The organism is Pseudomonas sp. ASL4 (assembly GCF_056680395.1).
Window position 1 is genome coordinate 414,389 of sequence record NZ_CM155280.1, and the last position, 24,659, is coordinate 439,047.

25 protein-coding genes and 1 pseudogene are annotated in these 24,659 nt (G+C 59.3%); 18 read left to right on the forward strand and 8 right to left on the reverse strand.

Annotated elements, in window-relative coordinates; translation table 11 throughout:
* The first annotated feature begins 79 nt into the window (after window positions 1-79).
* Window positions 80-256 carry a hypothetical protein gene (locus AC1MEW_RS01815; RefSeq protein ID WP_201256642.1) on the forward strand — a complete coding sequence of 59 codons (177 nt, stop codon included), beginning with the start codon at window positions 80-82 and terminating at the stop codon, window positions 254-256.
* An 18-nt stretch (window positions 257-274) separates the two neighbouring features.
* Here AC1MEW_RS01815 and AC1MEW_RS01820 read toward each other — a convergent pair whose 3' ends face one another.
* The gene (locus tag AC1MEW_RS01820; RefSeq protein WP_201256643.1) at window positions 275-778 is read right to left on the reverse strand and encodes a polysaccharide deacetylase; all 504 of its coding nucleotides are present in this window, start codon (window positions 776-778) and stop codon (window positions 275-277) included.
* A gap of 297 nt (window positions 779-1,075) precedes the next feature.
* On the opposite strand from AC1MEW_RS01820, the gene AC1MEW_RS01825 reads away from it, so the two are divergent.
* The 6 genes from AC1MEW_RS01825 (at window position 1,076) to AC1MEW_RS01850 (ending at window position 4,839) form a co-directional block, all read left to right on the forward strand.
* Window positions 1,076-1,351, forward strand: a complete 276-nt coding sequence (locus tag AC1MEW_RS01825) for a hypothetical protein (RefSeq protein ID WP_201256644.1) — start codon at window positions 1,076-1,078, stop codon at window positions 1,349-1,351.
* Between the two features lie 65 nt (window positions 1,352-1,416).
* On the forward strand, window positions 1,417-1,593 hold the full coding sequence (locus AC1MEW_RS01830) for an antitoxin PaaA2 family protein (RefSeq protein WP_201256645.1): 177 nt from the start codon (window positions 1,417-1,419) through the stop codon (window positions 1,591-1,593).
* A gap of 329 nt (window positions 1,594-1,922) precedes the next feature.
* Window positions 1,923-2,219 carry a hypothetical protein gene (locus AC1MEW_RS01835; protein WP_480425264.1) on the forward strand — a complete coding sequence of 99 codons (297 nt, stop codon included), beginning with the start codon at window positions 1,923-1,925 and terminating at the stop codon, window positions 2,217-2,219.
* A gap of 312 nt (window positions 2,220-2,531) precedes the next feature.
* Window positions 2,532-2,885 carry a DUF1493 family protein gene (locus tag AC1MEW_RS01840; protein ID WP_201256653.1) on the forward strand — a complete coding sequence of 118 codons (354 nt, stop codon included), beginning with the start codon at window positions 2,532-2,534 and terminating at the stop codon, window positions 2,883-2,885.
* Window positions 2,886-3,076: 191 nt separating this feature from the next.
* Window positions 3,077-3,565, forward strand: a complete 489-nt coding sequence (locus tag AC1MEW_RS01845; RefSeq protein WP_201256647.1) for a helix-turn-helix domain-containing protein — start codon at window positions 3,077-3,079, stop codon at window positions 3,563-3,565.
* 2 nt (window positions 3,566-3,567) lie between these two features.
* Complete coding sequence (locus AC1MEW_RS01850; RefSeq protein WP_480425266.1) at window positions 3,568-4,839, forward strand: type II toxin-antitoxin system HipA family toxin; 1,272 nt, start codon at window positions 3,568-3,570, stop codon at window positions 4,837-4,839.
* Between the two features lie 76 nt (window positions 4,840-4,915).
* Here the strand turns inward: AC1MEW_RS01850 and AC1MEW_RS01855 are convergent, their stop codons facing one another.
* Both AC1MEW_RS01855 and hslO read right to left on the reverse strand, forming a co-directional pair.
* Window positions 4,916-6,457, reverse strand: coding sequence for a phosphoenolpyruvate carboxykinase (locus tag AC1MEW_RS01855; RefSeq protein ID WP_201199713.1), 1,542 nt, complete (start codon window positions 6,455-6,457; stop codon window positions 4,916-4,918).
* A 182-nt stretch (window positions 6,458-6,639) separates the two neighbouring features.
* Window positions 6,640-7,542 carry an Hsp33 family molecular chaperone HslO gene (hslO, locus tag AC1MEW_RS01860; protein WP_201199711.1) on the reverse strand — a complete coding sequence of 301 codons (903 nt, stop codon included), beginning with the start codon at window positions 7,540-7,542 and terminating at the stop codon, window positions 6,640-6,642.
* Between the two features lie 102 nt (window positions 7,543-7,644).
* On the opposite strand from hslO, the pseudogene AC1MEW_RS01865 reads away from it, so the two are divergent.
* Window positions 7,645-7,833, forward strand: a pseudogene (locus AC1MEW_RS01865) (phosphatase PAP2 family protein); the annotation flags it as partial.
* A 330-nt stretch (window positions 7,834-8,163) separates the two neighbouring features.
* Here AC1MEW_RS01865 and AC1MEW_RS01870 read toward each other — a convergent pair.
* Window positions 8,164-8,571: an RNA-binding S4 domain-containing protein gene (locus AC1MEW_RS01870; RefSeq protein ID WP_201199709.1), complete on the reverse strand. Its 408-nt coding sequence runs from the start codon at window positions 8,569-8,571 to the stop codon at window positions 8,164-8,166.
* Window positions 8,572-8,687: 116 nt separating this feature from the next.
* On the opposite strand from AC1MEW_RS01870, the gene rimA reads away from it, so the two are divergent.
* The 3 genes from rimA to rimK are packed head-to-tail and all read left to right on the forward strand — an operon-like array spanning window position 8,688 to window position 10,866.
* Window positions 8,688-9,467 (forward strand): S6 modification regulatory phosphodiesterase RimA, encoded by a 780-nt coding sequence (rimA, locus tag AC1MEW_RS01875; RefSeq protein WP_201256649.1) that lies wholly within the window; start codon window positions 8,688-8,690, stop codon window positions 9,465-9,467.
* 17 nt (window positions 9,468-9,484) lie between these two features.
* Entirely contained in the window at window positions 9,485-9,964 is a 480-nt protein-coding gene (gene rimB, locus AC1MEW_RS01880; RefSeq protein ID WP_446739715.1) for a retropepsin-like aspartic endopeptidase RimB, read from the forward strand.
* The gene (gene rimK / locus AC1MEW_RS01885; protein ID WP_054047778.1) at window positions 9,961-10,866 is read left to right on the forward strand and encodes a 30S ribosomal protein S6--L-glutamate ligase; all 906 of its coding nucleotides are present in this window, start codon (window positions 9,961-9,963) and stop codon (window positions 10,864-10,866) included. The genes rimB and rimK overlap by 4 nt, the downstream gene beginning before the upstream one ends.
* A gap of 167 nt (window positions 10,867-11,033) precedes the next feature.
* On the opposite strand, the gene AC1MEW_RS01890 is transcribed toward rimK, so the two are convergent.
* Window positions 11,034-12,347, reverse strand: a complete 1,314-nt coding sequence (locus AC1MEW_RS01890) for an ATP-binding protein (RefSeq protein ID WP_322270208.1) — start codon at window positions 12,345-12,347, stop codon at window positions 11,034-11,036.
* A 114-nt stretch (window positions 12,348-12,461) separates the two neighbouring features.
* Window positions 12,462-13,202, reverse strand: a complete 741-nt coding sequence (gene ompR, locus AC1MEW_RS01895) for an osmolarity response regulator transcription factor OmpR (RefSeq protein WP_054047784.1) — start codon at window positions 13,200-13,202, stop codon at window positions 12,462-12,464.
* Window positions 13,203-13,563: 361 nt separating this feature from the next.
* Here ompR and AC1MEW_RS01900 point away from each other — a divergent pair, with 361 nt between their 5' ends.
* The 7 genes from AC1MEW_RS01900 (at window position 13,564) to tauD (ending at window position 22,130) form a co-directional block, all read left to right on the forward strand.
* Entirely contained in the window at window positions 13,564-15,888 is a 2,325-nt protein-coding gene (locus AC1MEW_RS01900) for a Tex family protein (RefSeq protein ID WP_201256650.1), read from the forward strand.
* A complete protein-coding gene (locus AC1MEW_RS01905; RefSeq protein WP_007972875.1) occupies window positions 15,888-16,271 on the forward strand; it encodes a PaaI family thioesterase in 384 nt (127 codons plus the stop codon). Before AC1MEW_RS01900 ends, AC1MEW_RS01905 begins: the two co-directional genes overlap by 1 nt.
* Before the next feature lie 382 nt (window positions 16,272-16,653).
* Window positions 16,654-18,237: a glutamate--cysteine ligase gene (gene gshA, locus AC1MEW_RS01910; protein WP_480425269.1), complete on the forward strand. Its 1,584-nt coding sequence runs from the start codon at window positions 16,654-16,656 to the stop codon at window positions 18,235-18,237.
* A gap of 303 nt (window positions 18,238-18,540) precedes the next feature.
* On the forward strand, window positions 18,541-19,518 hold the full coding sequence (tauA, locus tag AC1MEW_RS01915; RefSeq protein ID WP_201199701.1) for a taurine ABC transporter substrate-binding protein: 978 nt from the start codon (window positions 18,541-18,543) through the stop codon (window positions 19,516-19,518).
* Window positions 19,519-19,533: 15 nt separating this feature from the next.
* Complete coding sequence (tauB, locus tag AC1MEW_RS01920) at window positions 19,534-20,328, forward strand: taurine ABC transporter ATP-binding subunit (protein ID WP_480425271.1); 795 nt, start codon at window positions 19,534-19,536, stop codon at window positions 20,326-20,328.
* Window positions 20,325-21,158 carry a taurine ABC transporter permease TauC gene (gene tauC / locus AC1MEW_RS01925; RefSeq protein ID WP_201199699.1) on the forward strand — a complete coding sequence of 278 codons (834 nt, stop codon included), beginning with the start codon at window positions 20,325-20,327 and terminating at the stop codon, window positions 21,156-21,158. The genes tauB and tauC overlap by 4 nt, the downstream gene beginning before the upstream one ends.
* 129 nt (window positions 21,159-21,287) lie before the next feature.
* Window positions 21,288-22,130 carry a taurine dioxygenase gene (gene tauD, locus AC1MEW_RS01930; protein WP_480425272.1) on the forward strand — a complete coding sequence of 281 codons (843 nt, stop codon included), beginning with the start codon at window positions 21,288-21,290 and terminating at the stop codon, window positions 22,128-22,130.
* A 304-nt stretch (window positions 22,131-22,434) separates the two neighbouring features.
* On the opposite strand, the gene AC1MEW_RS01935 is transcribed toward tauD, so the two are convergent.
* Window positions 22,435-23,460 carry an IS110 family RNA-guided transposase gene (locus AC1MEW_RS01935; RefSeq protein WP_322269892.1) on the reverse strand — a complete coding sequence of 342 codons (1,026 nt, stop codon included), beginning with the start codon at window positions 23,458-23,460 and terminating at the stop codon, window positions 22,435-22,437.
* 158 nt (window positions 23,461-23,618) lie between these two features.
* The gene (gene mgrA, locus AC1MEW_RS01940; protein ID WP_123402695.1) at window positions 23,619-24,656 is read right to left on the reverse strand and encodes an L-glyceraldehyde 3-phosphate reductase; all 1,038 of its coding nucleotides are present in this window, start codon (window positions 24,654-24,656) and stop codon (window positions 23,619-23,621) included.
* Between the last annotated feature and the right edge of the window lie 3 nt (window positions 24,657-24,659).

A 24,659-nucleotide genomic window follows, 5' to 3' on the forward strand; every position in this document is an offset into this window, starting at 1 on the left:
GCGGTGCGGCTCAACCTGACGGTAAGGTCTGCCTCGCACAACCACGGTCCGCGCACTTCACATCATGGCAGGACGCCTGATGAGCGCGGCATTTGAAAAAGGAATGACCATGCTTCAAAAACCGTTCTTTGCAATCACCCTGATCCTGACATCCCTGCTGCTGAGCGGCTGCGATGGACTTCCCACAGAACCACCGCTGCTCGCTACCTGCGACACCCTTGAATGTTCCGCCCAACAGGGCTGGCGGACATCCTGACGACTGCGATTCAGGTGGCTATGGCACCACCACGGCCACCCGCAGTTGCTCGTTCAACATCTGCTCCTGAAACACCCGGCTCTTGCTCGCCCACGCCGCATGAGCCGGGCTTATTTCCCCGGTGAACGCCGCCGCCAACTGACGCAAATCAGCGACGCTGCGCACTCGCGGGCAAAAGGGTTGGTCATCACAGTTCTGACTGGCATTGCGGTAGGTACTCAGCAACCGATCCCACAACCCGTCGCGCACTTGTCGCACAGACTTGAGCTTCACCGCCTGCACGCCCAGACGTTGTTTCAGGCCGGTTTCGTCCAGCGCTTCGCTGGCCAGCAGAGCCTTGCCAACCATCAGCACTTCGGCGCGGGACGCGGTATCGAATTCGGCCTGACTGGTGAGTGCATCCGGCCAACCGGTGCGGTCCATGTTGGTCAGCACCATCGAGCCACCCGCATCAGTGGCCCCCGCCAAACGACAAACACCGGCCCACAACAACAAAATCGAGGCCATACGTAGCCATTGCATACCTAATTCCCTTTAAGCGTTGGTCGGACGTTTGGAAACGCCCTACAGATTCTGGCGCGCACCATACCGAGGTTTGCCGCGCAACGCCTGACAAACCCGTAGGAAATTTAACCTCTAGGGGTTTGGACCTAAAAAACCTCAGGAAACCCGTAGGCCAAATCTGAAACGCCCGGTAAATCCCCTACAAAACCTGTCCATTGCGGCGCTATTGCTGCGCAGTTGCATGCCCTTCTATAGTTTGCGGCGCGGCTAAAACAGTGTCTCGGCCTGCCGTGATTTCGCACAGGACAACCCTCGATGACCACCCGCTATCACCCGCTCAAAACCAACTACAGCGACACCCCAGTATTAGTCATCGACACCGAAGCCGACCCGCACGCCATCCTCGACGCCGCCCGCCTACGCATCCGCGCCGCCAGCGATCTGCTTGAAACGCTTTACTGCCAAAACTTCAAAGAGGCTGACCCGAGCGACATCCCCAACATCATTAACGCCCTGTACCTGCTCACCCAGGACGGACACGAACTCCTGGAAATCGCCCGGCAGCGCTTGCCGAAAACCACCGCAATCTGATGCCTGAACGAAGATCCCTGTGGGAGCCAGGCTTGCCCGCGATAAACGATGACACGGTGCACCTGATGAAAACCAACATCCCCGACATTCAACAACCACTCGATACAGCAACCTACGACGCGTGGTTCAGAGCACTAGTACAAGCCAGCCTGGACGACCCACGACCCAGCATTCCAGATGAAGAAGCCAGGCGCATATTTGCAATCAAACGGGAGAAATTGCGACAGGGGAAAAAGCTGTAGGTAACGCCCTATCCAAGCTTCATCCCGTTCCTACAAGCGAGGACTCCTTATCGCCTATCGCCGCCCCGTGGCTCAAACCTATAGTCGTGACTGTCGCTGCCAAATCAGCGACTCGGGCTTGGTCACCTGAAAAATGAGAGAGAACTTACGCATGCCCTTGTATGCTTGCCGACATCTTTTGTGCGGCACGTTTTATGGCGGCTGTGTTTGGGACGCCTCGGCGTGCCGGGGTTTTCCTCTCCCTTGGTTGACCAACCCGAACACAGTTCGCCACCCATCGCTTGGTCACGATGGTTGCGATCCTTCGGATATACAAAAGAGAGAAACCAATGAAGACATCGAATCCGCTCACTGATCGCTACCGCCCACTGCAATCCAATCTCACCGATTCCCCGCCCCTGATCATCGACACAGCGGCCAACCCCCAAGACATCCTCGAAGGCGCCCTCCAACGCATCCGAGCCTCCAGCGACCTCCTCAAAACCCTGCACTGCATCTGCTTCAAAAACGGCGACGTCGAAGACATCCCTCACATCACCCACGCGCTCTTCCTGCTAACCCAGGACGGCTGCGACCTGCTGCAAGTCGCGCAGCAACGCATGATGGGCTGGAAAGCACCCACCTGACACCCAGCGAAGATCGTTCCCACGCTCTGCGTGGGAATGCCTCCACGGACGCTCCGCGTTCGACTTTGGATGGAACGCCGAGCGCCCCGGGCTACATTCCTACGCAGAGCATGGGAACGATCAAACCTGAGGATAACCATGAGCAAGTTTTTTGATGAGCTAATGGCAAGCGTGCAGGAAATGAACGAGATCATAAGAGGTGAGCACCAACCCTCCCGCGCATCCCAGATTACCAGCGCTGATCGACGTCCACCCCAACGCAAAATCAGGCTTAATCCGCCTCATCGACACGCCCTTAACGGAAGACGCACCATGAACCTCGCCCCCAACTTCCCCGACGACCACGCCATGCACCTGCTCATGCAGTTGCTCCACGAAGAACTCGGCCTGCCCGAACGCAAATCCATCAGCCTCACCACCTCGATCAATTTCGACCTGAACTGCGACGGTGCCGATGCGCGACACCTGATGGAGGCGATGGAAGAACAATTCGGGATCGACTTCGTGGACTACGACGCCTATCGCTATTTCCAGCCCGAAGGTTTTGATGTGCATCTCAAGCGCAGGGCAAAAGGTCGCGGCGACAAAGTCCCGTTGACCATCGACATGCTTTACCAAGCGGTCAAGACGCAGCGCTGGGATACGCAAACTCTGGAATGTCTCTAGGGAATACCTAAATGGCATTATTCTGGCTGTTTATCACGAATTCAGTTGGAATAATGGCAGTTATAAAAATGGATTCCGGCCCCACCGATTGCGGATGTACCAGAAAACAGAGCCTTGCAACGCCCTGCAAATCACCACATAAGTGCTATTATTCTGGCAGTTAAAGCCTAAAAGTGAAGGAATAATGGCACATGGCTAAGAAAACAGCGCCTCTCATGCCATCCGCATCCAGACTGCTCGCGGAGTTTGGCGAACGCCTGAAACTCGCTCGACTGCGTCGCAGGCTGACCGCAAAGCAAGTCGCCGAAAGGGCAGGCATGTCGCTGACAACGCTTCGCTCTCTGGAGTCCGGCGGCTCAGGCGTGACGATGGGCGCCTATATGTCCGTGATGCAGGTTCTGGGCTTGGAGAAAGACTTGAGCAAGCTCGCTGCAACCGATGAGTTGGGACGCCAGCTGCAAGACGCGCGATTAACTCCACAGGCGAACGCAGCAGCCAGTAAACGCCAACGAGTGCGCAACATGACCTCCACGAAGGCGTCGTCACCGATTCGCGACAGGGCGGAGGAAGCATCGGAAAGCCCCATTTCCGATTCGGATATTGAGGTTGATTTCCCGTTGAACACTCACTCGTTTGCCAAATTGTTCACCACGAAAAAAACCAAATCTGAGACGGATTGAAAATGACACTGATCGCGGTGTATGCCGATTGGGAAACCCTGAACGGACCAAGGCGTCTTGGGTTTCTCCATGCCCGAAAGGCTCGCTCCACCAACGTGTTCGAGTTTGAATACGACCCTAGCGCTTTGGCCGATTCCGAATTGAACTTCACGACGCTGGATCCCCGCATCGGGCTCTTCGAAGGACGGCAATTCCCTGGACAGCACCAGACGCGCTTCGGCGTTTTTGCCGACTCAAGCCCGGATCGCTGGGGCCAATTGCTAATGAAACGCCGCCTGGAACGGGACATCCGCGAAGGACTTATCCCTAGGGGCACAAAGCTCTACGAGTCGGATTACCTGCTAGGCGTTCATGACCTCTATCGAGTCGGCGCTATTCGCTACAAGTTGAACGATGAAGGAAGTTTTCTGGACGATCGAGATAACTTGGCAGCGCCCCCCTTTACTGAGCTACGCGCGTTGGAGCAGGCAAGCCGTGCACTGGAAAACGATCCAGACAACACCTCGCTCGATGGGCGCGAGTGGTTGAGAATGTTGATTGCACCCGGTGGCTCACTGGGCGGCGCCAGACCCAAGGCCAGCGTTGCTGACAAGAATGGTCAACTGTGGATCGCCAAATTCCCGAGCACTCGCGACGACTACGACATCGGCGGATGGGAATTCGTGGTGAACGCCCTGGCGGAGCAATGTGGTCTGCGGGTGGCAAGGGGGATGGCGCAACGCTATGCGAGCGACCATCACTGCTTCATGGTCAAACGCTTCGACCGCACGGCAACGGGAAGGCGACTGCATTTCGCCTCAGCCATGACCATGACCGACCGCGTGGACGGTGACGATGCATCGGTAGGCGCCAGTTACCTTGAATTGGCGGAAGTGCTCGTGGAGCACGGCTCAGAACCCAACGAAGATCTCCGCGAATTGTGGTCACGGATTGTGTTCAACATCCTGGTTTCCAACACCGACGACCACATGCGTAACCATGGTTTTCTTCTTGATCCTGGCCGTGGATGGCGCTTGTCTGATGCCTACGACATGAATCCTGTGGCACACGCCGATGGGCTGAAACTCAACATCACGGATGCCGACAACGCCTTGGATCTAGAGCTCGCTCGTGAAGTGGCCGAAATCTTTCGTGTTAACCGTGATGATGCGGAGGAAATTATTGAGCGTTTCCAAGAAGTGGTGAGCCAGTGGCCAAAAGTGGCCAGCGCGGCGGGGTTGTCGAAGCGTGAACAAGACAATATGGCTCCGGCGTTTCGCCTGTCTGCCAAATGACCCTCTACTGCTCTTCTTTCGCCCACAAAAAAGCCGCCCTAAAAGGACGGCTTTTTCATTTCGCTAAATCCAAGCCTTACAGCTTAGGACCAGCAGCCTTAATCGCATCACTCACTTCAAACTTCTTGAAGTTCTCAACAAACAACCCAGCCAACGCTTTAGCTGCTTCATCATAAGCAGCCTTGTCAGCCCAGGTATTACGCGGGTTCAACAAACCAGTCTCAACACCAGGAACAGCCAACGGCACGTCCAGATTGATGGTGTCCAGGTGCTCAGTCTCAGCACCGATCAACGCGCCGCTCTGGATCGCTGCAATCACGCCACGAGTGGTCGGGATGTTGAAGCGCTTGCCGACGCCGTAGCCGCCGCCAGTCCAACCGGTGTTAACCAGGTAGACCTTGGAGCCGAAGCCGCGGATGCGCTTGATCAGCAGTTCTGCGTATTCGCCAGCCGGACGCGGGAAGAACGGTGCGCCGAAGCAGGTGGAGAAGGTTGATTTGATGCCGCTGCCGGAACCCATTTCGGTCGAGCCCACCAGTGCGGTGTAGCCGGACAGGAAGTGGTAGGCCGCTTGTTCTTCGCTGAGGATGGACACTGGCGGCAGGACGCCGGTCAGGTCGCAGGTCAGGAAGATCACAGCGTTTGGCTCGCCACCGAGGTTTTTCTCGGAACGCTTGGCAACGTGCTCCAACGGGTAGGCGGCGCGGCTGTTCTGGGTCAGGCTGACATCGGCGTAGTCGGCGTGCTTGGCGTCGTCGATGACGACGTTTTCCAGCACAGCGCCATGCTTGATGGCTTTCCAGATGACCGGCTCGTTTTTCTCGGACAGGTCGATGCACTTGGCGTAGCAGCCGCCTTCGATGTTGAAGACAACGCCTTCGCCCCAGCCGTGTTCGTCGTCACCGATCAGGTAACGGCTTTCGTCGGCGGACAGGGTGGTTTTACCGGTGCCCGACAGACCGAAGAACAGGGTCACGTCGCCTGCTTCGCCGATGTTGGCAGCGCAGTGCATCGGCAGCACGTCAGCGGCCGGCAGCAGGAAGTTCTGCACGGAGAACATGGCTTTCTTCATTTCACCGGCGTAACGCATGCCGGCGATCAGCACTTTTTTCTGTGCGAAGTTGAGGATCACGCAACCGTCGGAGTTGGTGCCGTCACGCTCAGGCACGCACTCGAAGTTGGCCACGTTGAGCACTTGCCACTCGTCACGACCGGCCGGGTTGTACTGCGCCGGGTTGATGAACAGGCAACGACCGAACAGATTCTGCCAGGCAGTCTGGGTGGTCATCTTCACGGCCAGGTAGTGGTCTTCGGACGCACCTACATGCACGTGGGAAACGAAATGCTCTTGCGCGTTGTTGAACGCCTCGACGCGAGCCCACAGCGCATCGAACTTGTCGGCCGGGAACTTGCGGTTGATCGGGCCCCAGGCAATGGCTGCCTGAGTGGAAGGCTCTTCTACGATGAACCGATCGACTGGCGAACGGCCGGTGCGGTGACCGGTGCGAACAACCAGCGCGCCGGTATCGGCAAGCTCGCCTTCACCGCGATTCAAGGCTTCTTTTACCAGATCATCAACACTCAGATCGGTGTACACGGCGTTATTGGCTTGCGTCATGAGATTCCCCGTCGGCCAGTGGCCGAGTGTGCTCCAAACGTTTTGTAGTAGAAAGTCGTGCACTACTACCGCGACAAAAAGTGGGCCGGATTATGCCAGAAACGCCCAAAAATAGTAGGGCCCTCCCGTCGTAACGGCGTTAATCCGGCGCTAAGCAGTGAATTTACCTGCGCTGAACCGTTTTAGTGCCGGGTATCTGACGGCGTATCCACGCCCGCACCAGCGAACAATTGGGTGATATCCGCGGCATCAAACAGGTAGCGCTGGTTGCAAAACTGGCAATCGATCTCGATATTCCCGCCATGTTCGATGACCAGCGACTGGGCGTCTTCCAGGCCCAGGCTGACCAACGCATTGGCCGAACGTTCGCGCGAGCAACTGCAACGGAAGCGCAGTTTCTGCACATCGAACAGGCGCACTTGCTCTTCGTGGTAGAGGCGATGGAGCACGGTTTCGTTGTCCAGGCTCAGCAATTCATCGGCGGTCAGGGTGCTACCCAACGCGGTGATGTGCTGCCAACTGGCGGCGCGTTCTTCTTCGTCTTTCAGGCGGTCGGCGGGCAATTGCTGCAGCAGCAGGCCACGGGCGCGACGGCCATCGGCGTAAAGCCAGAAGCGGGTGCCAACCTGCTGCGACATGACGAAATAGTTGGTGAAGCACTCGGACAGGGTTTCGCCGTCGAGGTCGACGATGCCCTGGTAACGCTGGCCCTGGGTCGGGTCGACGGTCAGCGCCAGCACGCCGTTGGGCATGAGGTCGGCGAGGGTCGCGTCAGGGGCGATCTGGTCGGCTTCGTAACGGGCCAGGCCACGGATTTCGCGCTCGCTGGAGCACTCGATCATCAGCAGCGGAATCGGGCCATCGGAACGGGCCTGCAGGATCAGCAAGCCATCGAACTTCAAGGTGCCGACCAGCAACGACGCAGCCGCCATCAGTTCGCCCAGCAGTTGCGCGACCGGCTCCGGATAGGGGTGTTTGGCGAGCACTTCAGCGTAGCTACGTTCCAACGCAACCAGCTCGCCACGGGTGTCGCTGTCATCAAAGATGAAGCGTTGGGTGAAGTCGGTATCCGATAGATCGGTCATAGGTCTGGGTATCTGAATTGATGACAAGAAGGTTACAGAACGTAGAGTTGCGCCTTTGCGGCACCATTTTGGTGCGCGACGTTCAGCCATTGGAGGCATTTTATGAACAATCCGGGTTTGTTCCAAGCAAGGTGGAACCTGCCCCGGCTGGTTTTGTGCAATTTTGTGCCTTTGGCGCTGTTGGCATTCTGGTTATGGCCTACGGGTCAGATGCTGTGTGTGCTTTTCGACGAGTGGCTATTTCGCCGACTCAATGCCCCGTTGGCCAGTCACCCGATATGGCTCCATGTGTAGGCAATTACAAGTCTGCGTCCATTTGACGCGGTGGTCGGGGAGATTTTGCTGGCGGTGTGGGCGCTGGGCTGGGGTTACTACTCGCCATTTGCGTATCACGCTTCAGAGTTTTTCCTGACAGTGATGGCGCCACTGTTTGGACGGCAGGGGAAACTGCCGGGGGTTTCGCGGATGAGTGTGGTGCGCAGCGCCTGATATCCGGGGACGGCCGGCGAGTGCTGCGCACTCGTTCGCGGGCAAGCCACGCTCCCATAGGTGATCTCGGTCTAATGTGGGAGCGGGCTTGCTCGCGAAAGCGGCTTCACGGCCAATGCAGGAACATCAGGCTCACTCGTCGTTACTGCTTCCACGAAACTTGAACAAATCCCGACGCTGCTTTTTGCTCGGTTTGCCATCGGTGCTCACGCCCAGCGAGCCGGCCTTGCGCATCGCAGCCGCCGCTTCACGCTTGGCGACGCTCGCCTCGGTCTCCGCATACAACGCCTGAGCCTCCGGCGCGCCACGGCGCACGATCGACAGCGCCTGGACCACTATCGTCTTTTCCTCAAACCCTATGCGGATCTGAAACTCGTCACCGACTCGCGGTTCCTTGCCCGGCTTACAGCGCTCACCCCGACAATGCACCTTGCCGCTCTCGATGGCCGACTTGGCCAAGGCACGTGTTTTGTAAAAACGCGCGGCCCACAACCATTTATCGAGACGGACCTTGTCGTCCTCTTCCTGTTTTTGTGCCATATGAATTCCTCTTTCAGCCAATAGTCGGAACTGTACTACCGTTTCTGTCGGGCGCAAGAACTCGGCCCTCCAGATAGACTGTGTGCTTGGCCGGTCCACCGGCATGGAGTGATCGAGTGACTAAATTTCCGTCTTCATTGACCTCGCCCCAGGGCGGTTGCCAGGGCTGCCAGCAAAGCGAGCCGCTGGGCTTCGATTTTTCCTTTGCCTACCAACCGATCGTCGACCTGCGCGACCAGACGATTTTCGCCCACGAAGCGCTGGTGCGTGGCGTGGCCGGTGAAGGCGCGCTGTCGGTGCTCGACCAGGTGACCGAGGACAATCGCTACCGCTTCGACCAGCTCTGCCGGATGCGCGCCATTGAAGGTGCGGCGAATCTAAATATGCAGACACACTTGTCGATCAACTTCATGCCCAACGCCGTCTATCGTCCAGAGCTATGCATTCGCAGCACCCTGGAGGCGGCAAAAAAACACAATTTCCCCATCGACCGGCTGATTTTCGAAACCCTGGAAAGCGAGCACGTAGATAACTATCGCCATTTGACCAATATTCTGCGTGAATACCGCGAATTCGGCTTCATGACCGCCATCGACGATTTCGGTGCCGGTTATTCGGGGCTCAATCTGCTGGCTGATTTCCAACCGGACCTGATCAAACTCGACATGGCGCTGATCCGCGATGTCGACCGCGACCGTGTTCGTCAGGCTATCGTCCGGGGGATTGTCACAATCTGTGCGGAGTTGAACGTTACAGTCATTGCCGAAGGCATTGAGAGCGCCGGTGAACGGGATTTCCTGGCGGACTGTGGAATTTTTCTGATGCAGGGTTACTGGTTCGCCAAACCTGCATTCAAAGCGTTGGCTCAGGTAAAGCCTGAAGCCTGGACGCGCTAATCGCTGGTTTTTTCCTATTGAAGACATTTGACCATTTGACCGTTGTCGGTCTGCGCGAGTGGGTGGCGCTCCCGGATTTGGGAGTCGCGGGCCTTCGGGCAAAAATCGACACCGGCGCCAGCACCTCCAGCCTGCACGCCACCGACATCGAACCCTTCGAGCGGGACGGGCAAGAGTGGGTGCGCTTCACCGCGCACCTGGGCACGGTGGTGCAATTGCGCCACCGACGCTGCGAGGCGCCGCTGGTGACGATGAAAACCATTAAAAGCTCCAACGGCCATGCGCAGATGCGTTACGTGGTCAGCACCACCCTGGCCCTCGGTGATCGGGTGTGGCGGGTCGAGTTCACCCTCGCCTGCCGCAAGTCCATGCGTTATCGGCTGCTACTCGGTTCCAAAGCCCTGATCGACGGCCAGTTGGTGGTCAATCCGGGGATTAAATACGTTCAAGACAAGCCGGTGTTCCCGGTATCTACCTCCTCCACAGGTGTTGCATGAAGATCGCTGTGCTGTCGCGGAATCCGCGTCTGTATTCCACCCGTCGTCTGGTCGAAGCCGGTATCGAGCGTGGCCATGAAATGGTGGTGATCGACACTTTGCGCGCCTACATGAACATTGCCAGCCACAAGCCGCAGATCCACTACCGCGGCAAGCCGCTGGAAGGTTTCGATGCGGTGATCCCGCGGATCGGTGCGTCGGTGACGTTTTATGGCTGCGCGGTGTTGCGCCAGTTTGAAATGATGGGGGTGTTCCCGCTCAACGAGTCGGTGGCCATCGCACGTTCGCGAGACAAGCTGCGTTCGCTGCAACTGCTGTCACGCCGGGGCATCGGTTTGCCGGTCACCGGGTTTGCGCACTCGCCGGACGACATTCCCGATTTGATCGACATGGTCAATGGCGCACCGCTGGTGATCAAAGTGCTGGAAGGCACCCAGGGCATTGGCGTGGTGCTGTGTGAAACAGCGACGGCGGCGGAGTCGGTAATCGAAGCGTTCATGGGCCTGAAGCAGAACATCATGGTTCAGGAATACATCAAGGAAGCCGGCGGTGCGGACATTCGCTGCTTCGTGGTCGGCGACAAAGTGATCGCGGCGATGAAGCGTCAGGCCAAGCCTGGGGAATTTCGCTCCAACCTGCATCGCGGTGGCAGCGCGAGCCTGATCAAAATCACCCCGGAAGAACGCATGACCGCATTGCGTGCAGCCAAGGTGATGGGGCTGGCCGTGGCGGGGGTGGATATCCTGCGTTCCAATCACGGGCCGCTGGTGATGGAAGTGAATTCGTCGCCGGGTCTGGAAGGGATTGAGACCACCACCGGCAAGAACGTGGCAGGGATCATCATTGAGCACCTTGAGAAGAATGGTGGGCCAAATATGACGCGCACCAAAGGCAAAGGCTAAGACCGGCTCGGTCCCCTGTGGCGAGGGAGCTTGCTCCCGCTCGGCTGCGCAGCAGTCGTAAAACCATGCAACCGTGTTCTAGCTGAAAGAACGCGGTTGCCGGGATCGGGAGTCCTTCGGACTCCAGCGGGAGCAAGCTCCCTCGCCACAGGGGCTGTGTGCGACGGTTAGACAGCGTCTCTAGGCAACATCAGCCCAAGCGGCAACCGAACCCGCGCTTCAAGCCCGCCACCCGAACGGTTACGCAGCTCAACATTGCCGCCATGCATCGAAGCAATCCGCTTCACGATCGCCAAGCCCAACCCGGTACCCTTCCCGCCCCGAGCCCGATCGCCACGGGTAAACGGGTTGAAGATCGCCTCCAGCTCCGACGGATCAATCCCCGCCCCACGGTCCATCACACTCAGCACCACATACGGCGCGCTGGTGTCCCCGGACACATAAGCCGCGACCTCAACACCGTTGCCGGCATGGTGCAAGGCGTTGCCAATCAGGTTGTTCAGCAAGCGTTTCATCGACACCCGACGTAGCGGGAACGGCTGGATCGGTTCCAGGCGCAAGCGCACTTTCTCTTCGCTCTGGTTGTACGGTGCGGCGACTTCGCGCACCAGGTCGCTCAGGTCCACCTCTTCTACCGACTCGTCACGACCATCGCGAATGAACGCCAGGAACTGGTCGAGAATTGCATCCATATCCTCGATGTCGCGCACCATGTCGTCGCTCAGGTCGCTGTGGTCGCCCATCAGCTCCAGGGACAAGCGCAAACGGGTCAACGGTGTTCGCAGATCATGGGACACCCCGGCCAGCATCAACTCTCGCTCGCGACCAGCCTGTTCGACGTCTTCGGCCATCTGGTTGAAGGCGCGGTAAACCTCGGCCATCTCGCTCGGCGTGTCGCTGATCGGCAGGCGCACGCTGCGGCCCTGGCCGAGTTGCCTTGCGGCATAGACCAGGCGCTTCAAAGGTTGATTGAGCTGGCTGACGAAGATCCACGCCGAGGCGGTGGAGAGCAAGCCGATGGCGAGAAACCAGCCAAGCACGTTCCAGATTTTCTGGCCGCGCAGCGGATGCGGGTACAGCGGCACTTTCAACCAGCCATCGCCCAGGCTTGGCGCCCGGACCCACAGCGCCGGCGGGGAATGCATGCGTAATCGAACTTCAGTGTCAGCCCCCAGCTCTGCCTGCATCTGCCGCTGATAGATTTCGCTGTATGGCCAGTGTTGTTCGCCTTCCGGCACGCCTGCGCCCACCACCCGGATCAGGGTCGCGGCATCGGCAATCTTCGCGCGGTTTTCTTCATCGGCGGCCCAATAGGCGCGCAGCGTCAGGGCGACGCCGTGGCTGTATTGGCGGTCCACCAGCACGTCTTCGTTCATCAACAGATAAACCAGGGTCAGCGCTTTGGAGAACAGGACGACAATCAGCACCAGCCACAGGGTGCGGGAGAAGAAACTCTGGGGGAACCAAACGGGGGTTTTCATGAATAACCGCTACACACTTGCAGGAGCGAGCGATGCTCGCACATTGCGGATCGCGAGTCTGCGGGCAAGGTCGATTGACCTCTTGCCCGCACACCCGCTCCTACAAATCGCCGATCACTTGGTGGCGGCGCCGTCCGGAACGAACACGTAGCCCACGCCCCAGACAGTCTGGATGTAGCGTGGCTTGGATGGATCGGGTTCGATCATCCGGCGCAGACGGGAGATCTGCACGTCGATGGAACGCTCCAGGGCATCCCATTCCCGGCCACGGGCCAGGTTCATCAACTTGTCGCGGGTCAGTGGCTGACGGGCGTTCATGACCAAAGCCTTGAGTACCGCAAACTCACCGGTGGTGAGCATGTGCACTTCATCGCCGCGCTTGAGTTCGCGGGTGGCCAGGGACAACTCGTAGTCACCGAAGGTCACGCTTTCGTCTTCGCTGCCCGGTGCGCCAGGTACAGGCGCAGCCTGACGACGCAGGACCGCTTTGACCCGGGCCATCAGCTCGTCCGGGTTGAACGGCTTGGCCAGGTAATCGTCGGCGCCCAGTTCCAGGCCCTTGATGCGGCTCAGCTCATCGCCCTTGGCGGTCAGCATGATGATCGGGATCTGATTGTTCGCGCCGCGCAGACGGCGGCAGGCGGTCAGACCGTCTTCGCCGGGCAGCATCAGGTCGAGTACGACCAGATTGAACACTTCACGGGCCAGCAAGCGGTCCATCTGTTCGGTGTTCGGTACGGCACGGGCACGGTAGCCCTTGCTGACGAAAAAGCGTTCCAGCAGGCTGCTCAGCCCAGGATCGTCGTCAACAATAAGAATTTTTTCGCCTTCAGCATTGTTTGCAGTGCTGCTCATTAGATGCTCCTTTTAGCTCGGCGCGCATTATGGCGTAGCTGCCGTTATACGCACCGTGTGCATTGTTAGCAGATTTTTCCTTCACTGCCAGAACTCAGACCTTTATGCCTGCCGGGTGCAATGCCCCCGAATGGCTGAACGCTGGTTATAATGCGCGGCGTTTTGTGTCAGGCAACGTCTGATCGTTACTGTAGTAGGCCGCTTTTTATTTTTAAGGCGTGCGCAGTAATTGTTCGATTTCACGGGTCAACGGGATGCCTGTTGACCCAGGTAGCGGCGCAGGCCAGGCCGCTCAACCAGTCTCGCCGAGCCTTTAACCCTGCGCCTGCGAGCCTGCTTTCACAATTTGTCAGGTGGTTTTATGGACAGCATCAACAGCCGCATCGCCGAGGAACTCGGTGTACGCCCACAACAGGTCGAAGCGGCCGTCGCGCTACTCGATGAAGGCTCTACCGTTCCCTTCATCGCCCGCTACCGGAAAGAAGTGACCGGCAGCCTCGATGACATCCAGTTGCGGCACCTGGAAGAGCGTCTGCGCTACCTGCGAGAACTCGACGAACGGCGCATCAGCATCCTCGCCAGCATTCAAGAGCAAGGCAAGCTGACCCCGCAACTCGAACGCGACATCAAACTCGCCGACACCAAGACCCGTCTCGAAGACTTGTACCTGCCGTACAAGCAGAAGCGCCGCACCAAGGGCCAGATTGCCCTGGAAGCCGGCCTCGGCGACCTGGCCGACGGCCTGTTCAACGACCCGTCCCTGACGCCAGACACCGAAGCCGCACGCTTCATCGACGCCGGAAAAGGCGTGGCCGATGTGAAAGCCGCCCTCGAAGGCGCCAAATACATCCTGATGGAACGCTTCGCCGAAGACGCCGGCCTGCTGGACAAACTGCGCAGCTACCTCAAGCAGGAAGCCACCCTCAGTGCCCGCGTGATCGCCGGCAAGGAAGAGGAAGGCGCCAAGTTCCGCGACTATTTCGAACACGATGAGCCACTGAAAAGCATGCCGTCGCACCGTGCGTTGGCGATTTTCCGTGGCCGCAACGAAGGCATTCTCAGCTCCGCGCTAAAAGTCGGCGACGAGCTGCCGGGCGCCATGCACCCGTGCGAAGGCATGATCGGTCAGCAATTCGGCATCCAGAACCAGAACCGCGCCGCCGACAAATGGCTGGGCGAAGTGGTGCGCTGGACCTGGAAGGTCAAGCTTTACACCCACCTCGAAACCGACCTGCTGGGCGAGCTGCGCGATGGCGCAGAAACCGAAGCGATCAATGTGTTCGCGCACAACCTGCACGACTTGCTGCTGTCGGCCCCGGCCGGCCCGCGTGCCACTCTGGGCCTCGACCCGGGCCTGCGCACCGGTTGCAAGGTCGCCGTGGTCGATTCCACCGGCAAGCTGCTGGATCACGCTACGGTTTACCCGCACGTGCCGCACAACAAGTGGGACCAGACCCTCGCGGTCCTCGCCGCCCTGTGCGCCAAGCACGCCGTGGACCTGATCGCCATCGGCAACGGCACCGCCAGCCGCGAGACCGACAAACTGGCCGCTGAGCTGATCAAAAAATACCCAGCCATGAAGATGACCAAAGTCATGGTCTCCGAGGCCGGTGCATCGGTTTACTCGGCGTCGGAACTGGCTTCCAAGGAATTCCCGGACCTCGACGTGTCGATCCGTGGCGCGGTGTCCATCGCTCGTCGCCTGCAAGACCCGCTGGCCGAGCTGGTGAAGATCGATCCGAAATCCATCGGCGTCGGCCAGTACCAGCACGACGTGTCGCAGCTGAAACTGGCGCGCGGCCTGGACGCTGTGGTCGAGGACTGCGTAAACGCCGTGGGCGTGGACGTGAACACCGCTTCCGTGGCGCTGCTGGCCCGCATCTCTGGCCTCAACGCGACCCTGGCGCAGAACATCGTCAGCCACCGCGACGAGCACGGCGCGTTCAAAACCCGCGCCGCGTTGAAGAAAGTCGCGCGTCTGGGTGAAAAAACTTTCGAACAGGCTGCCGGTTTCCTACGCGTGATGAACGGCGACAACCCGCTGGATTCGTCCGCCGTTCACCCGGAAGCCTATCCGCTGGTGCAGCGCATCGCCGCTGAAACCGACCGCGACATTCGTTCGCTGATCGGCGACGCAAGTTTCCTCAAGCGCCTCGATCCGAAGAAGTACACCGACGAAACCTTCGGTCTGCCGACTGTCACCGACATCCTGCAAGAGCTGGAAAAACCCGGTCGCGACCCGCGTCCCGAGTTCAAGACCGCCGAGTTCCAGGAAGGCGTCGAAGACCTCAAGGACCTGCAACTGGGGATGATCCTCGAAGGCGTGGTGACCAACGTGACCAACTTTGGCGCGTTCGTCGACATCGGCGTGCATCAGGACGGTTTGGTGCACATCTCTGCGCTTTCGGAGAAGTTCATCAAGGATCCGCGCGAAGCGGTGAAGGCCGGTGATGTGGTGAAAGTGAAGGTCATGGAAATCGACATCCCGCGCAAACGCGTCGGCCTGTCGATGCGCATGAGCGACACCCCGGGCGAGAAAATCGACGGTGCCCGTGGCGCACGTCCGGGTTCGGCGCCGCGCCAATCCCAGAACACTGCACCGCGCAAGGAAACCACAGCGGCAGCCCCGGCCAACAACGCCATGGCTTCGCTGTTCGCCAACGCCAAGCAGTTGAAGAAACGCTGATGGACATCCCTGCCGGGCTGACCGAAAGCGCTTTTTTCAAGCTGCTGGGGTGTCGCTTGCACAGCCTGGAAACCGGGGTGGCGCAAGTCGCCCTGGCGCTTGAGCCAGAGCTGCGCAATCGCGGCGGCAAGCTGCACGGCGGGGCGTTGTTCAGTCTGGTGGACATTGCCATGGGGCTGGCCTGTTCCAGCACCCACGGCTTTGACCAGCAGAGCGCGACCATCGAATGCAAAATTAACTACATTCGCGCCGTTTCTGACGGTGAAGTGATGTGCACGGCGCGGGTAATTCACCCGGGCCGGCGCACGCTGGTGGTTGAAGCTGACGTGATGCAAGGCGACAAACTGGTCGCAAAAGCACAAGGCACGTTCGCTGTCCTGTAGATGAATGCCATCAATTTGAGTTAATTTCGGCGCTACGACTGCGGCGTCGAACTTTTCTGTGTCCGCAATAGCCAGATTCAGGGAGTGAAGTTGGCAATTAACTGTGAGTCTGTGCGGCTGATGCCCGCCAGTTAAGACGCACAACCTGTGGGAGCGGGCTTGCTCGCGAAAGCGGTGTGTCAGGCGACGTTAATGTTGACTGACACACCCTCTTCGCGAGCAAGCCCGCTCCCACAGGGGGTTGCGGTGATCAATCCTTAACTGGCAGGCATCAACTCTGTATGGCTCAAGAACCAGGCGAAAACGCCAGTTTTAACTTCACCCTTGTAGACCGTCTTGCCCACCCCCATATTGGGGCGACTGACGCGTGAAGGAATCCAACTTGAGCGAACTTCTCAACCGCCGCCTGGCTCTGCTCGGCGAGCGCGCTAACCTCTCTCTGCTCGAACAGTGCCTTCACGGCATCGAACGTGAATGCCTGCGCGTGACCGATGAAGGTCGCCTGGCGCAAACGCCGCACCCGGAAGAATTGGGTTCCGCGCTGACCAACGAACAAATCACCACCGATTATTCCGAATCGCTGCTGGAGTTCATCACGCCCGCCCTGCCCGACCCGGCAGACACCCTGGCGAGCCTGGACAGCATTCACCGTTTTGCCTACAGCAAACTCGGCAACGAGTACCTGTGGAGTCCATCGATGCCGTGCCCGTTGCCGGCCGAGGAAGACATCCCGATTGCCTATTACGGCACGTCCAATATCGGTCAGCTCAAGTACGTCTACCGCAAGGGCCTGGCCCTGCGCTACGGCAAGACCATGCAGTGCATCGCCGGGATTCACTACAACTTTTCCCTGCCGGAAAAGCTCTGGCCGCTGCTCAAAGAGGCTGAAGGCTTTGTCGGCACCGACCGTGACTATCAGTCGTCGGCCTACATCGCGCTGATCCGTAACTTCCGCCGCTACAGCTGGCTGCTGATGTACCTGTTCGGTGCCTCCCCAGCGCTGGACGCCGGCTTCCTGCGCGGTCGCTCGCACCAATTGGAGCAACTGGACCCGGACACGTTGTACCTGCCGTACGCCACCAGCCTGCGCATGAGCGACCTCGGTTACCAGAGCAACGCCCAGGCCGGCCTGACGCCGTGCTACAACGATTTGGCCAGCTACACCGACAGCCTGCGCAAAGCGGTGGCCACGCCGTATGCACCGTACGTTGAAGTCGGCACGCACAAGGACGGTGAGTGGGTTCAGCTCAACACCAACATCCTGCAGATCGAAAACGAGTACTACTCCAACATCCGCCCGAAACGCGTGACCTACACCGGCGAACGGCCGATTCAGGCATTGGTGGCACGTGGTATTCAGTACGTCGAAGTGCGTTGCCTGGACATCAACCCGTTCCTGCCGATGGGCATCGACTTGCAAGAGTCGCGGTTCCTCGATGCGTTCCTGCTGTATTGCGCGCTGAACGACAGCCCGCTGCTGGCCAACACCACTTGCAGCAACGCGACCTCGAACTTCCTCAGCGTGGTCAAGGAAGGTCGTCGCCCAGGCCTGCAATTGCAACGCGACGGTCAACCGGTGGACATGAAGGAATGGGCCACCGAGTTGCTGGAGAAGATTGCGCCACTCGCAGCGTTGCTCGATCAGAGCCATGGCGGCGATGCTCATGCCAAGGCGTTGACTGTGCAACTGGAGAAGGTCAAGGATTCGTCCCGCACACCTTCGGCCCAAGTACTGGCGGCGATGGCTGAGCATAAGGAAAGCTTTGCTCAGTTCTCCCTGCGTCAGAGCCGTGTGCATGCGGAGTATTTCCGTAGCGAGCCGTTGAGCGTCGATGATCAGGCGAAGTTTGAAACCCGGGCGCGCTCGTCGCTGGCGGAACAGGCGGAGCTGGAGCAGAACGAGGTTGGCGATTTCGATGTGTTTGTCGGGTCGTATCAGGCGAGTATTCTGGCCATCAGCAACTAACCTCTGAACGCTTCCGCAGCAAACGCAAATCATTGTGGCGAGGGAGCTTGCTCCCGCTCGGCTGCGCAGCAGCCGCAAAACCAGACAACCGTGTTTTGGCATTCAAGAATGTGATTGTCTGGATTGGGAGTCCTTCGGCCTCCAGCGGGAGCGAGCTCCCTCGCCACAAAAGCGATTCACAACTACGCTTCCTTAGAATTTTCCGCTCATAAGCTAATTCGAAAAAGTTATTTATTTTCTGATTCTTATATCATTTAGTCTCCTTTCTCGCCGACTCTCGGTCGCCTGACAAGGAGCTTCTCAATGAAACTGAATTTCCCTCTTCGCCTCCTGGCGGCCGCGTCCCTGGCTGCGGCGAGTTTCTTTGCCCAAGCGGCTGACGTGACCGTCGCCTACCAGACCACCGTGGACCCGGCCAAAGTCGCCCAGGCTGACGGCGCTTACGAAAAAGCCACCAACGCCAAGATCGACTGGCGCAAATTCGACAACGGTGCCGACATCATTGCCGCCATCGCGTCCGGCGACGTGCAGATCGGCTACCTCGGTTCCAGCCCTCTGACCGCCGCAATCACCCGCAAAGTCCCGGTCGAAACCTTCCTGATCGCCACCCAGATCGGCGCCGCTGAAGCGCTGGTCGCTCGCGACGGCTCCGGGATCAAGACCCCGCAAGACCTGATCGGCAAGAAAATCGCCGTGCCATTCGTTTCCACCGGGCACTACAGCCTGCTCGCCGCGCTGAAGCACTGGAACATCGACCCGTCGAAAGTCACCATCCTCAACCTTGCGCCACCGGCCATCGTCGCCGCGTGGAAACGTGGTGACATCGACGCCACTTACGTCTGGGACCCAGCCCTCGGCGTAGCCAAGGAAAACGGCAAAGTGCTGATCACCTCCGGCGAACTGGCCAAGTTCGGCGCGCCGACCTTCGATGCCTGGATCGTGCGTAAAGACTTCGCCGAGAAGCACCCGGAAATCGTCACCGCGTTCGCCAAAGTGACCCTCGACGCCTACGCCGACTACCGCAAAGACCCGAAAGCCTGGCTCGCCAACCAATCCAACGTCGACAAACTGGTGAAGCTCTCCGGCGCCAAGGCCACTGACATCCCATTGCTGCTGCAAGGCAACGTCTACCCGCTGGCGGCTGATCAAGTGATCACCCTCGGCGCGCCGACCACCAAGGCCATCACCGACACCGCCGCGTTCCTGAAAGAACAAGGCAAGGTCGAAGCCGTACTGCCGGACTACGCCCCGTACGTCAGCGCCAAATACATCACCAACTGATCGGAGTTAACCGCGATGGCTTTGCTACAGCTGGAGCGCATCAGCGCACAGTACCCCGGCAGTCCGGAACCGGTACTGACGGATATTTCCTTGAGCCTTGGGCCCCAGCAATTGCTGGTGGCCCTCGGCCCGTCCGGCAGTGGCAAGACTTCGCTGTTGAACCTGATTGCCGGTTTCGTCGAGCCTAGCGCCGGGCGCATCACTCTGGACGGCGTGCCGGTCAAAGGACCGAGCGCCGAACGTGGCGTGGTGTTCCAGGACGACGCCCTGCTGCCCTGGCAGGACGTGTTGGCCAACGTCGGTTTCGGTCTCGAACTGGCCGGCGTCTCACGAGACAAACGGGAAATCCGCGCTCGGGAAATGCTCGCGCTGGTGGACCTTTCCGGCTTCGAAAACCGTCGGATCTGGCAGCTCTCGGGCGGCCAGAAGCAACGCGTCGGCCTCGCCCGCGCCCTCGCTGCCGACCCACGCGTTTTGCTGATGGACGAACCCTTCGGCGCCCTCGATGCCTTCACTCGCGAACAGATGCAGGAGCTGCTGCTGCAAGTCTGGCAGCGCACCGCCAAACCGGTGTTCCTGATTACCCACGACATCGAAGAAGCGGTATTCCTCGCCACTGACCTGATTCTGTTGGCGCCCAACCCTGGGCAAATCGTCGAGCGCCTGAGCCTGGACTTTGGCCAGCGTTACGCCGCTGGCGAGTCGGCACGGGCGATCAAGTCCGACCCGCGCTTCATCGAAACCCGCGAGCACGTACTCGCCAAGGTGTTCTCCCAACGTAGCGCCGCCCAGCGGCAGGAGCGCGCATGAGCAGCTATGAAATTCCGGCCGTGACGGTTAAGCCGGGGTCAAAGGTGATTCCGCTGCGGCGCAGCCTTAGTACTCGCTGGATCAGCGTGTTGACGCTGGTCGCTCTCGTATTCATTTGGTGGGCGGTTACGGCCACAGGAATGATCGAACCGCTGTTCCTGCCGCCACCGTCCGCCGTGCTGCAAAAAGGCTGGCTGCTGGCGACCACGGGCTATATGGATTCAACGTTGTGGCAGCACTTGGGCGCGAGCCTGAGCCGTATCGGTCTGGGCCTCGGCTTCGCAGTGCTGACTGCCGTGCCGGTCGGCATCGCTATCGGCCACAACCGCATCGCTCGCGGGATTCTCGATCCACTGATCGAGTTCTACCGCCCTATTCCGCCGCTGGCCTACCTACCGCTGATCGTCATCTGGTGCGGCATCGGTGAGCTGTCGAAAGTCTTGCTGATTTACCTGGCGATCTTCGCCCCGATTGCCATCGCGACAGCGACTGGCGTGCGCACGGTTGATCCAGCCAAATTGCGCGCTGCGCAGTCCTTGGGCGCGACTCGGGCGCAGTTGATTCGGCATGTGATTCTGCCAAGTGCGTTGCCGGATATTTTGACCGGTGTGCGCATTGGTCTGGGCGTGGGTTGGTCGACACTGGTCGCCGCTGAGTTGATCGCCGCCACCAGCGGCTTGGGCTTTATGGTGCAGTCGGCCGCGCAGTTCCTGGTCACCGATGTGGTGGTGCTGGGGATTCTGGTGATCGCACTGATCGCCTTCGCCATGGAAATGGGCCTGCGCGCACTGCAACGCAAACTGGTGCCATGGCACGGCCAGGCACACTGATTACTCATGTGGGAGCGGGCTTGCTCGCGAAAGCGGTGTATCAGTCGCAGCAATGTTGCCTGACATACTGCATTCGCGAGCAAGCCCGCTCCCACCAGAAGCTCAGCACCCGGATTGAAGAGAACCACCATGAGCACCCTCAACATCGTCCCTTTAAGCTCGGCCCTCGGCGCGCAGATCAGCGGCATCGACATCAGCCAGCCGCTGAACCTGGAACAGCGCGACGCCATCGAGCAGGCGCTGCTCAAGCACCAGGTCCTGTTCTTCCGCGACCAGCCGATCACGCCGCAGCAGCAAGCGCGATTCGCCGCCCATTTCGGCGATCTGCACATTCACCCGATCTACCCGAACGTACCGGAACAGCCAGAAGTGCTGATCCTCGACACCGCCGTCACCGACGTCCGCGACAACGCGATCTGGCACACCGACGTGACCTTCCTGCCGACCCCGGCCATGGGCGCGGTACTCAGCGCCAAGTTGCTGCCGGAGTTCGGTGGCGACACGTTGTGGGCCAGCGGCATTGCGGCCTATGAAGCGTTGTCGGCGCCGATGAAAACCTTGCTTGAAGGGCTGACCGCTACTCACGATTTCACTCGCTCATTCCCGCTGGAGCGCTACGGCAACACGCCAGAAGCGCTGACTCAGTGGGAAGAAGCACGGCGCAAGAATCCGCCACTGTCGCACCCGGTGATTCGCACGCATCCGGTGAGCGGGCGTCGGGCGTTGTTCGTCAATGAAGGGTTTACGTCGAAGATTAATGAGCTGTCGGAAACAGAGAGCGAAGTGATTCTGAAGTTTCTCTTCGCCCATGCCACGCGGCCGGAATTTACCATTCGCTGGCGCTGGCAGAAGGATGACGTGGCGTTCTGGGATAACCGCGTGACACAGCATTACGCCGTGGATGATTACCGGCCGGCACGGCGGGTGATGCAGCGGGCGACGGTGTTGGGGGATGTGCCGTTTTTTCGGTGAATCCTGAGTTCTTTGTTGACTGGTCTGGCCCCTTCGCGAGCAAACCCGCTCCCACATCTATGGTTCCCCCTTTTCTGCAATACTGTTTTTGATGATGTGTTTGGCTTGCTTTCATCTATCCGGCGTCTGAGTGGAGGTTGGTCCATTCGCGCCTTGATGAGAATCGATGCCCGGCGATCCTAATTACTTGGACGGCCTTTCAGCCGTGTGGGAGCTCAGGGTTTTCGTCAGGCCGGTTGGCCGTTCACGTCATCTGTTATCCAGCATCGCAAACCAGGTGGGTGGTGCTCGGGTGACTGCGGGGTCAGGCGTTCATCGCGCCTGGCCCCGCATCGAATTCGGTGTGGTGTGCTGCAATCGCCCAGGCGATTCTCGCCAGTTTGTTGGCCAGTGCGCAGACCACATGATTGGAGTGATGGTTGTCCCATAGCCGTCGGACCCAGTCCGCCAGCGCTCCTTTCTGTCGATCCAACTGCATCAGATAGACGCGGGCACACTGGATCAGCAGACGTCTCTGGTTTCGGTCACCCCGCTTGCTGATGCCTAAAAGTACGGTTTTTCCGCCCGTGGAGTGTTGTTTGGGCACTAGCCCGATCGAGGCCGAATAGCCTCGGCCGCACTTGAACTGTTTGCCATCGCCCAACTCGGCAGCCAGGACGCTGGAGGTGATCGGGCCGACACACGGCATCGTCATCAAGCGAACAGCCAGATCATCTTCAGCGGCTTGGCACTCCACTTCCTTATCCAAAGCCTTGACCTGCTCGTGCAAGTAATTGAAGTGCTCACGCAGCCTGGTCAGTAGTTTTTTGATGGAATCGGGAAGTGGATGCGCTTCAAGCAGCGCTGGAAGATCTTTGATGGACTTGAAGCCTGGGGCCAAGCTGATTCCGACTTCCAGGAGGGCTGCGTGAATCCGATTGACGGTAGCAGTACGTTCTTTGATGAACGAATCACGTGTCGAGTTGAGCATGGCCAGCGCCTGCTGAGCCTGATTCTTAGGCGGCACAAAGCGCATTGTTGGACGAGTTGCAGCCTCGCAGATCGCTTCGGCATCAGCGAAGTCGTTCTTGTTGCTTTTCACATACGGACGCACGAGATGCGGAGCAATGAGTTTGGGTATATGCCCCAGCCTTGAGACTTCCTGCGCCATGAAGTGGGCTCCGCCGCAAGCTTCCATCGCAACGGTGCAGGGTTCGAGATTGGCCAGATGCTGGATGAGCGCCGCCCGATTAAACTTTTTGCGGTAAAGCTCATGACCACGATCATCTTGTGCATGCAGATGAAAGCTGTGTTTTCCCAGATCGATGGCGACAATAGCTACTTTGTTCATGGCAACGGTCTCCGATGAGCCCCCTGTGAAAGCTTAGTGGGCGATCACAGGGGGCGGCGGGGGGAGCCATTTCATTATTTGAAATGCAGTCCAATTGTGGGAGCGGGCTTGCTCGCGAAGGCGATATGACAGGCGCCGGATAATCCGGCGCCGAACACTTACTCAGCCGTCGAAGGCTTCTCCCAAAGATTGATCCCGCCCTCCTGGGCAAACCGATCAATCTCCGCCAACTCTTCCGCGCTAAAGCTCAAATTCTTCAACGCACCGACGTTCTCGATAATCTGCTCCGGCCGGCTCGCGCCGATCAGTGCCGAGGTCACGCGCGGGTCGCGCAGCGTCCAGGCCAACGCCAGTTGCGCCAGGCTCTGGCCGCGACGCTTGGCGATTTCATTGAGCCCGCGCACATGGGCGATGTTGGCTTCGGACAAGTGCGATTCCTGCAACGAACCACCGCCCGGACGGTTGACTCGCGCATCCTTCGGAATGCCGTTGAGGTATTTGTCGGTCAACAGACCCTGGGCCAACGGGGTGAACGCGATCACGCCGGCGCCGAGTTCGTCGGTGACGTCCAGCAGGTCCTTTTCCACCCAGCGATTGAGCAGGTTGTAGGCCGGTTGATGAATCAACAACGGCACTTTCCACTCTTGCAACAGCGCGGCCATTTCGCGGGTTTTCACCCCGGAGTAGGACGAAATGCCGATGTACAACGCCTTGCCCTGCTGCACGGCAGTGGCCAGGGCGCTGGCGGTTTCTTCCAGCGGGGTGTCCGGGTCGAAGCGGTGGGAATAGAAGATGTCCACGTAATCGAGGCCCAGGCGTTGCAGACTCTGGTCGAGGCTGGCCAACACGTATTTGCGCGAACCGCCGCCCTGGCCGTAAGGGCCTGGCCACATGTCCCAACCGGCCTTGCTGGAGATGATCAGCTCGTCGCGGTATTGCTTGAAGTCTTCGCGCAGCAGGCGACCGAAGTTGATTTCGGCGCTGCCGTACGGTGGGCCGTAGTTGTTGGCCAGGTCGAAGTGGTTGATGCCCAGGTCGAACGCGGTGCGCAGCAGCGAACGCTGGGTGTCGATCGGCGTGCTGTCGCCGAAGTTGTGCCACAGCCCCAGGGAGAGGGCCGGCAAAACCAGCCCGCTGCGGCCTACGCGGCGGTATGGGATGGAGTCATAGCGGTTTTCGGCAGCGGTGTAAGTCATCGA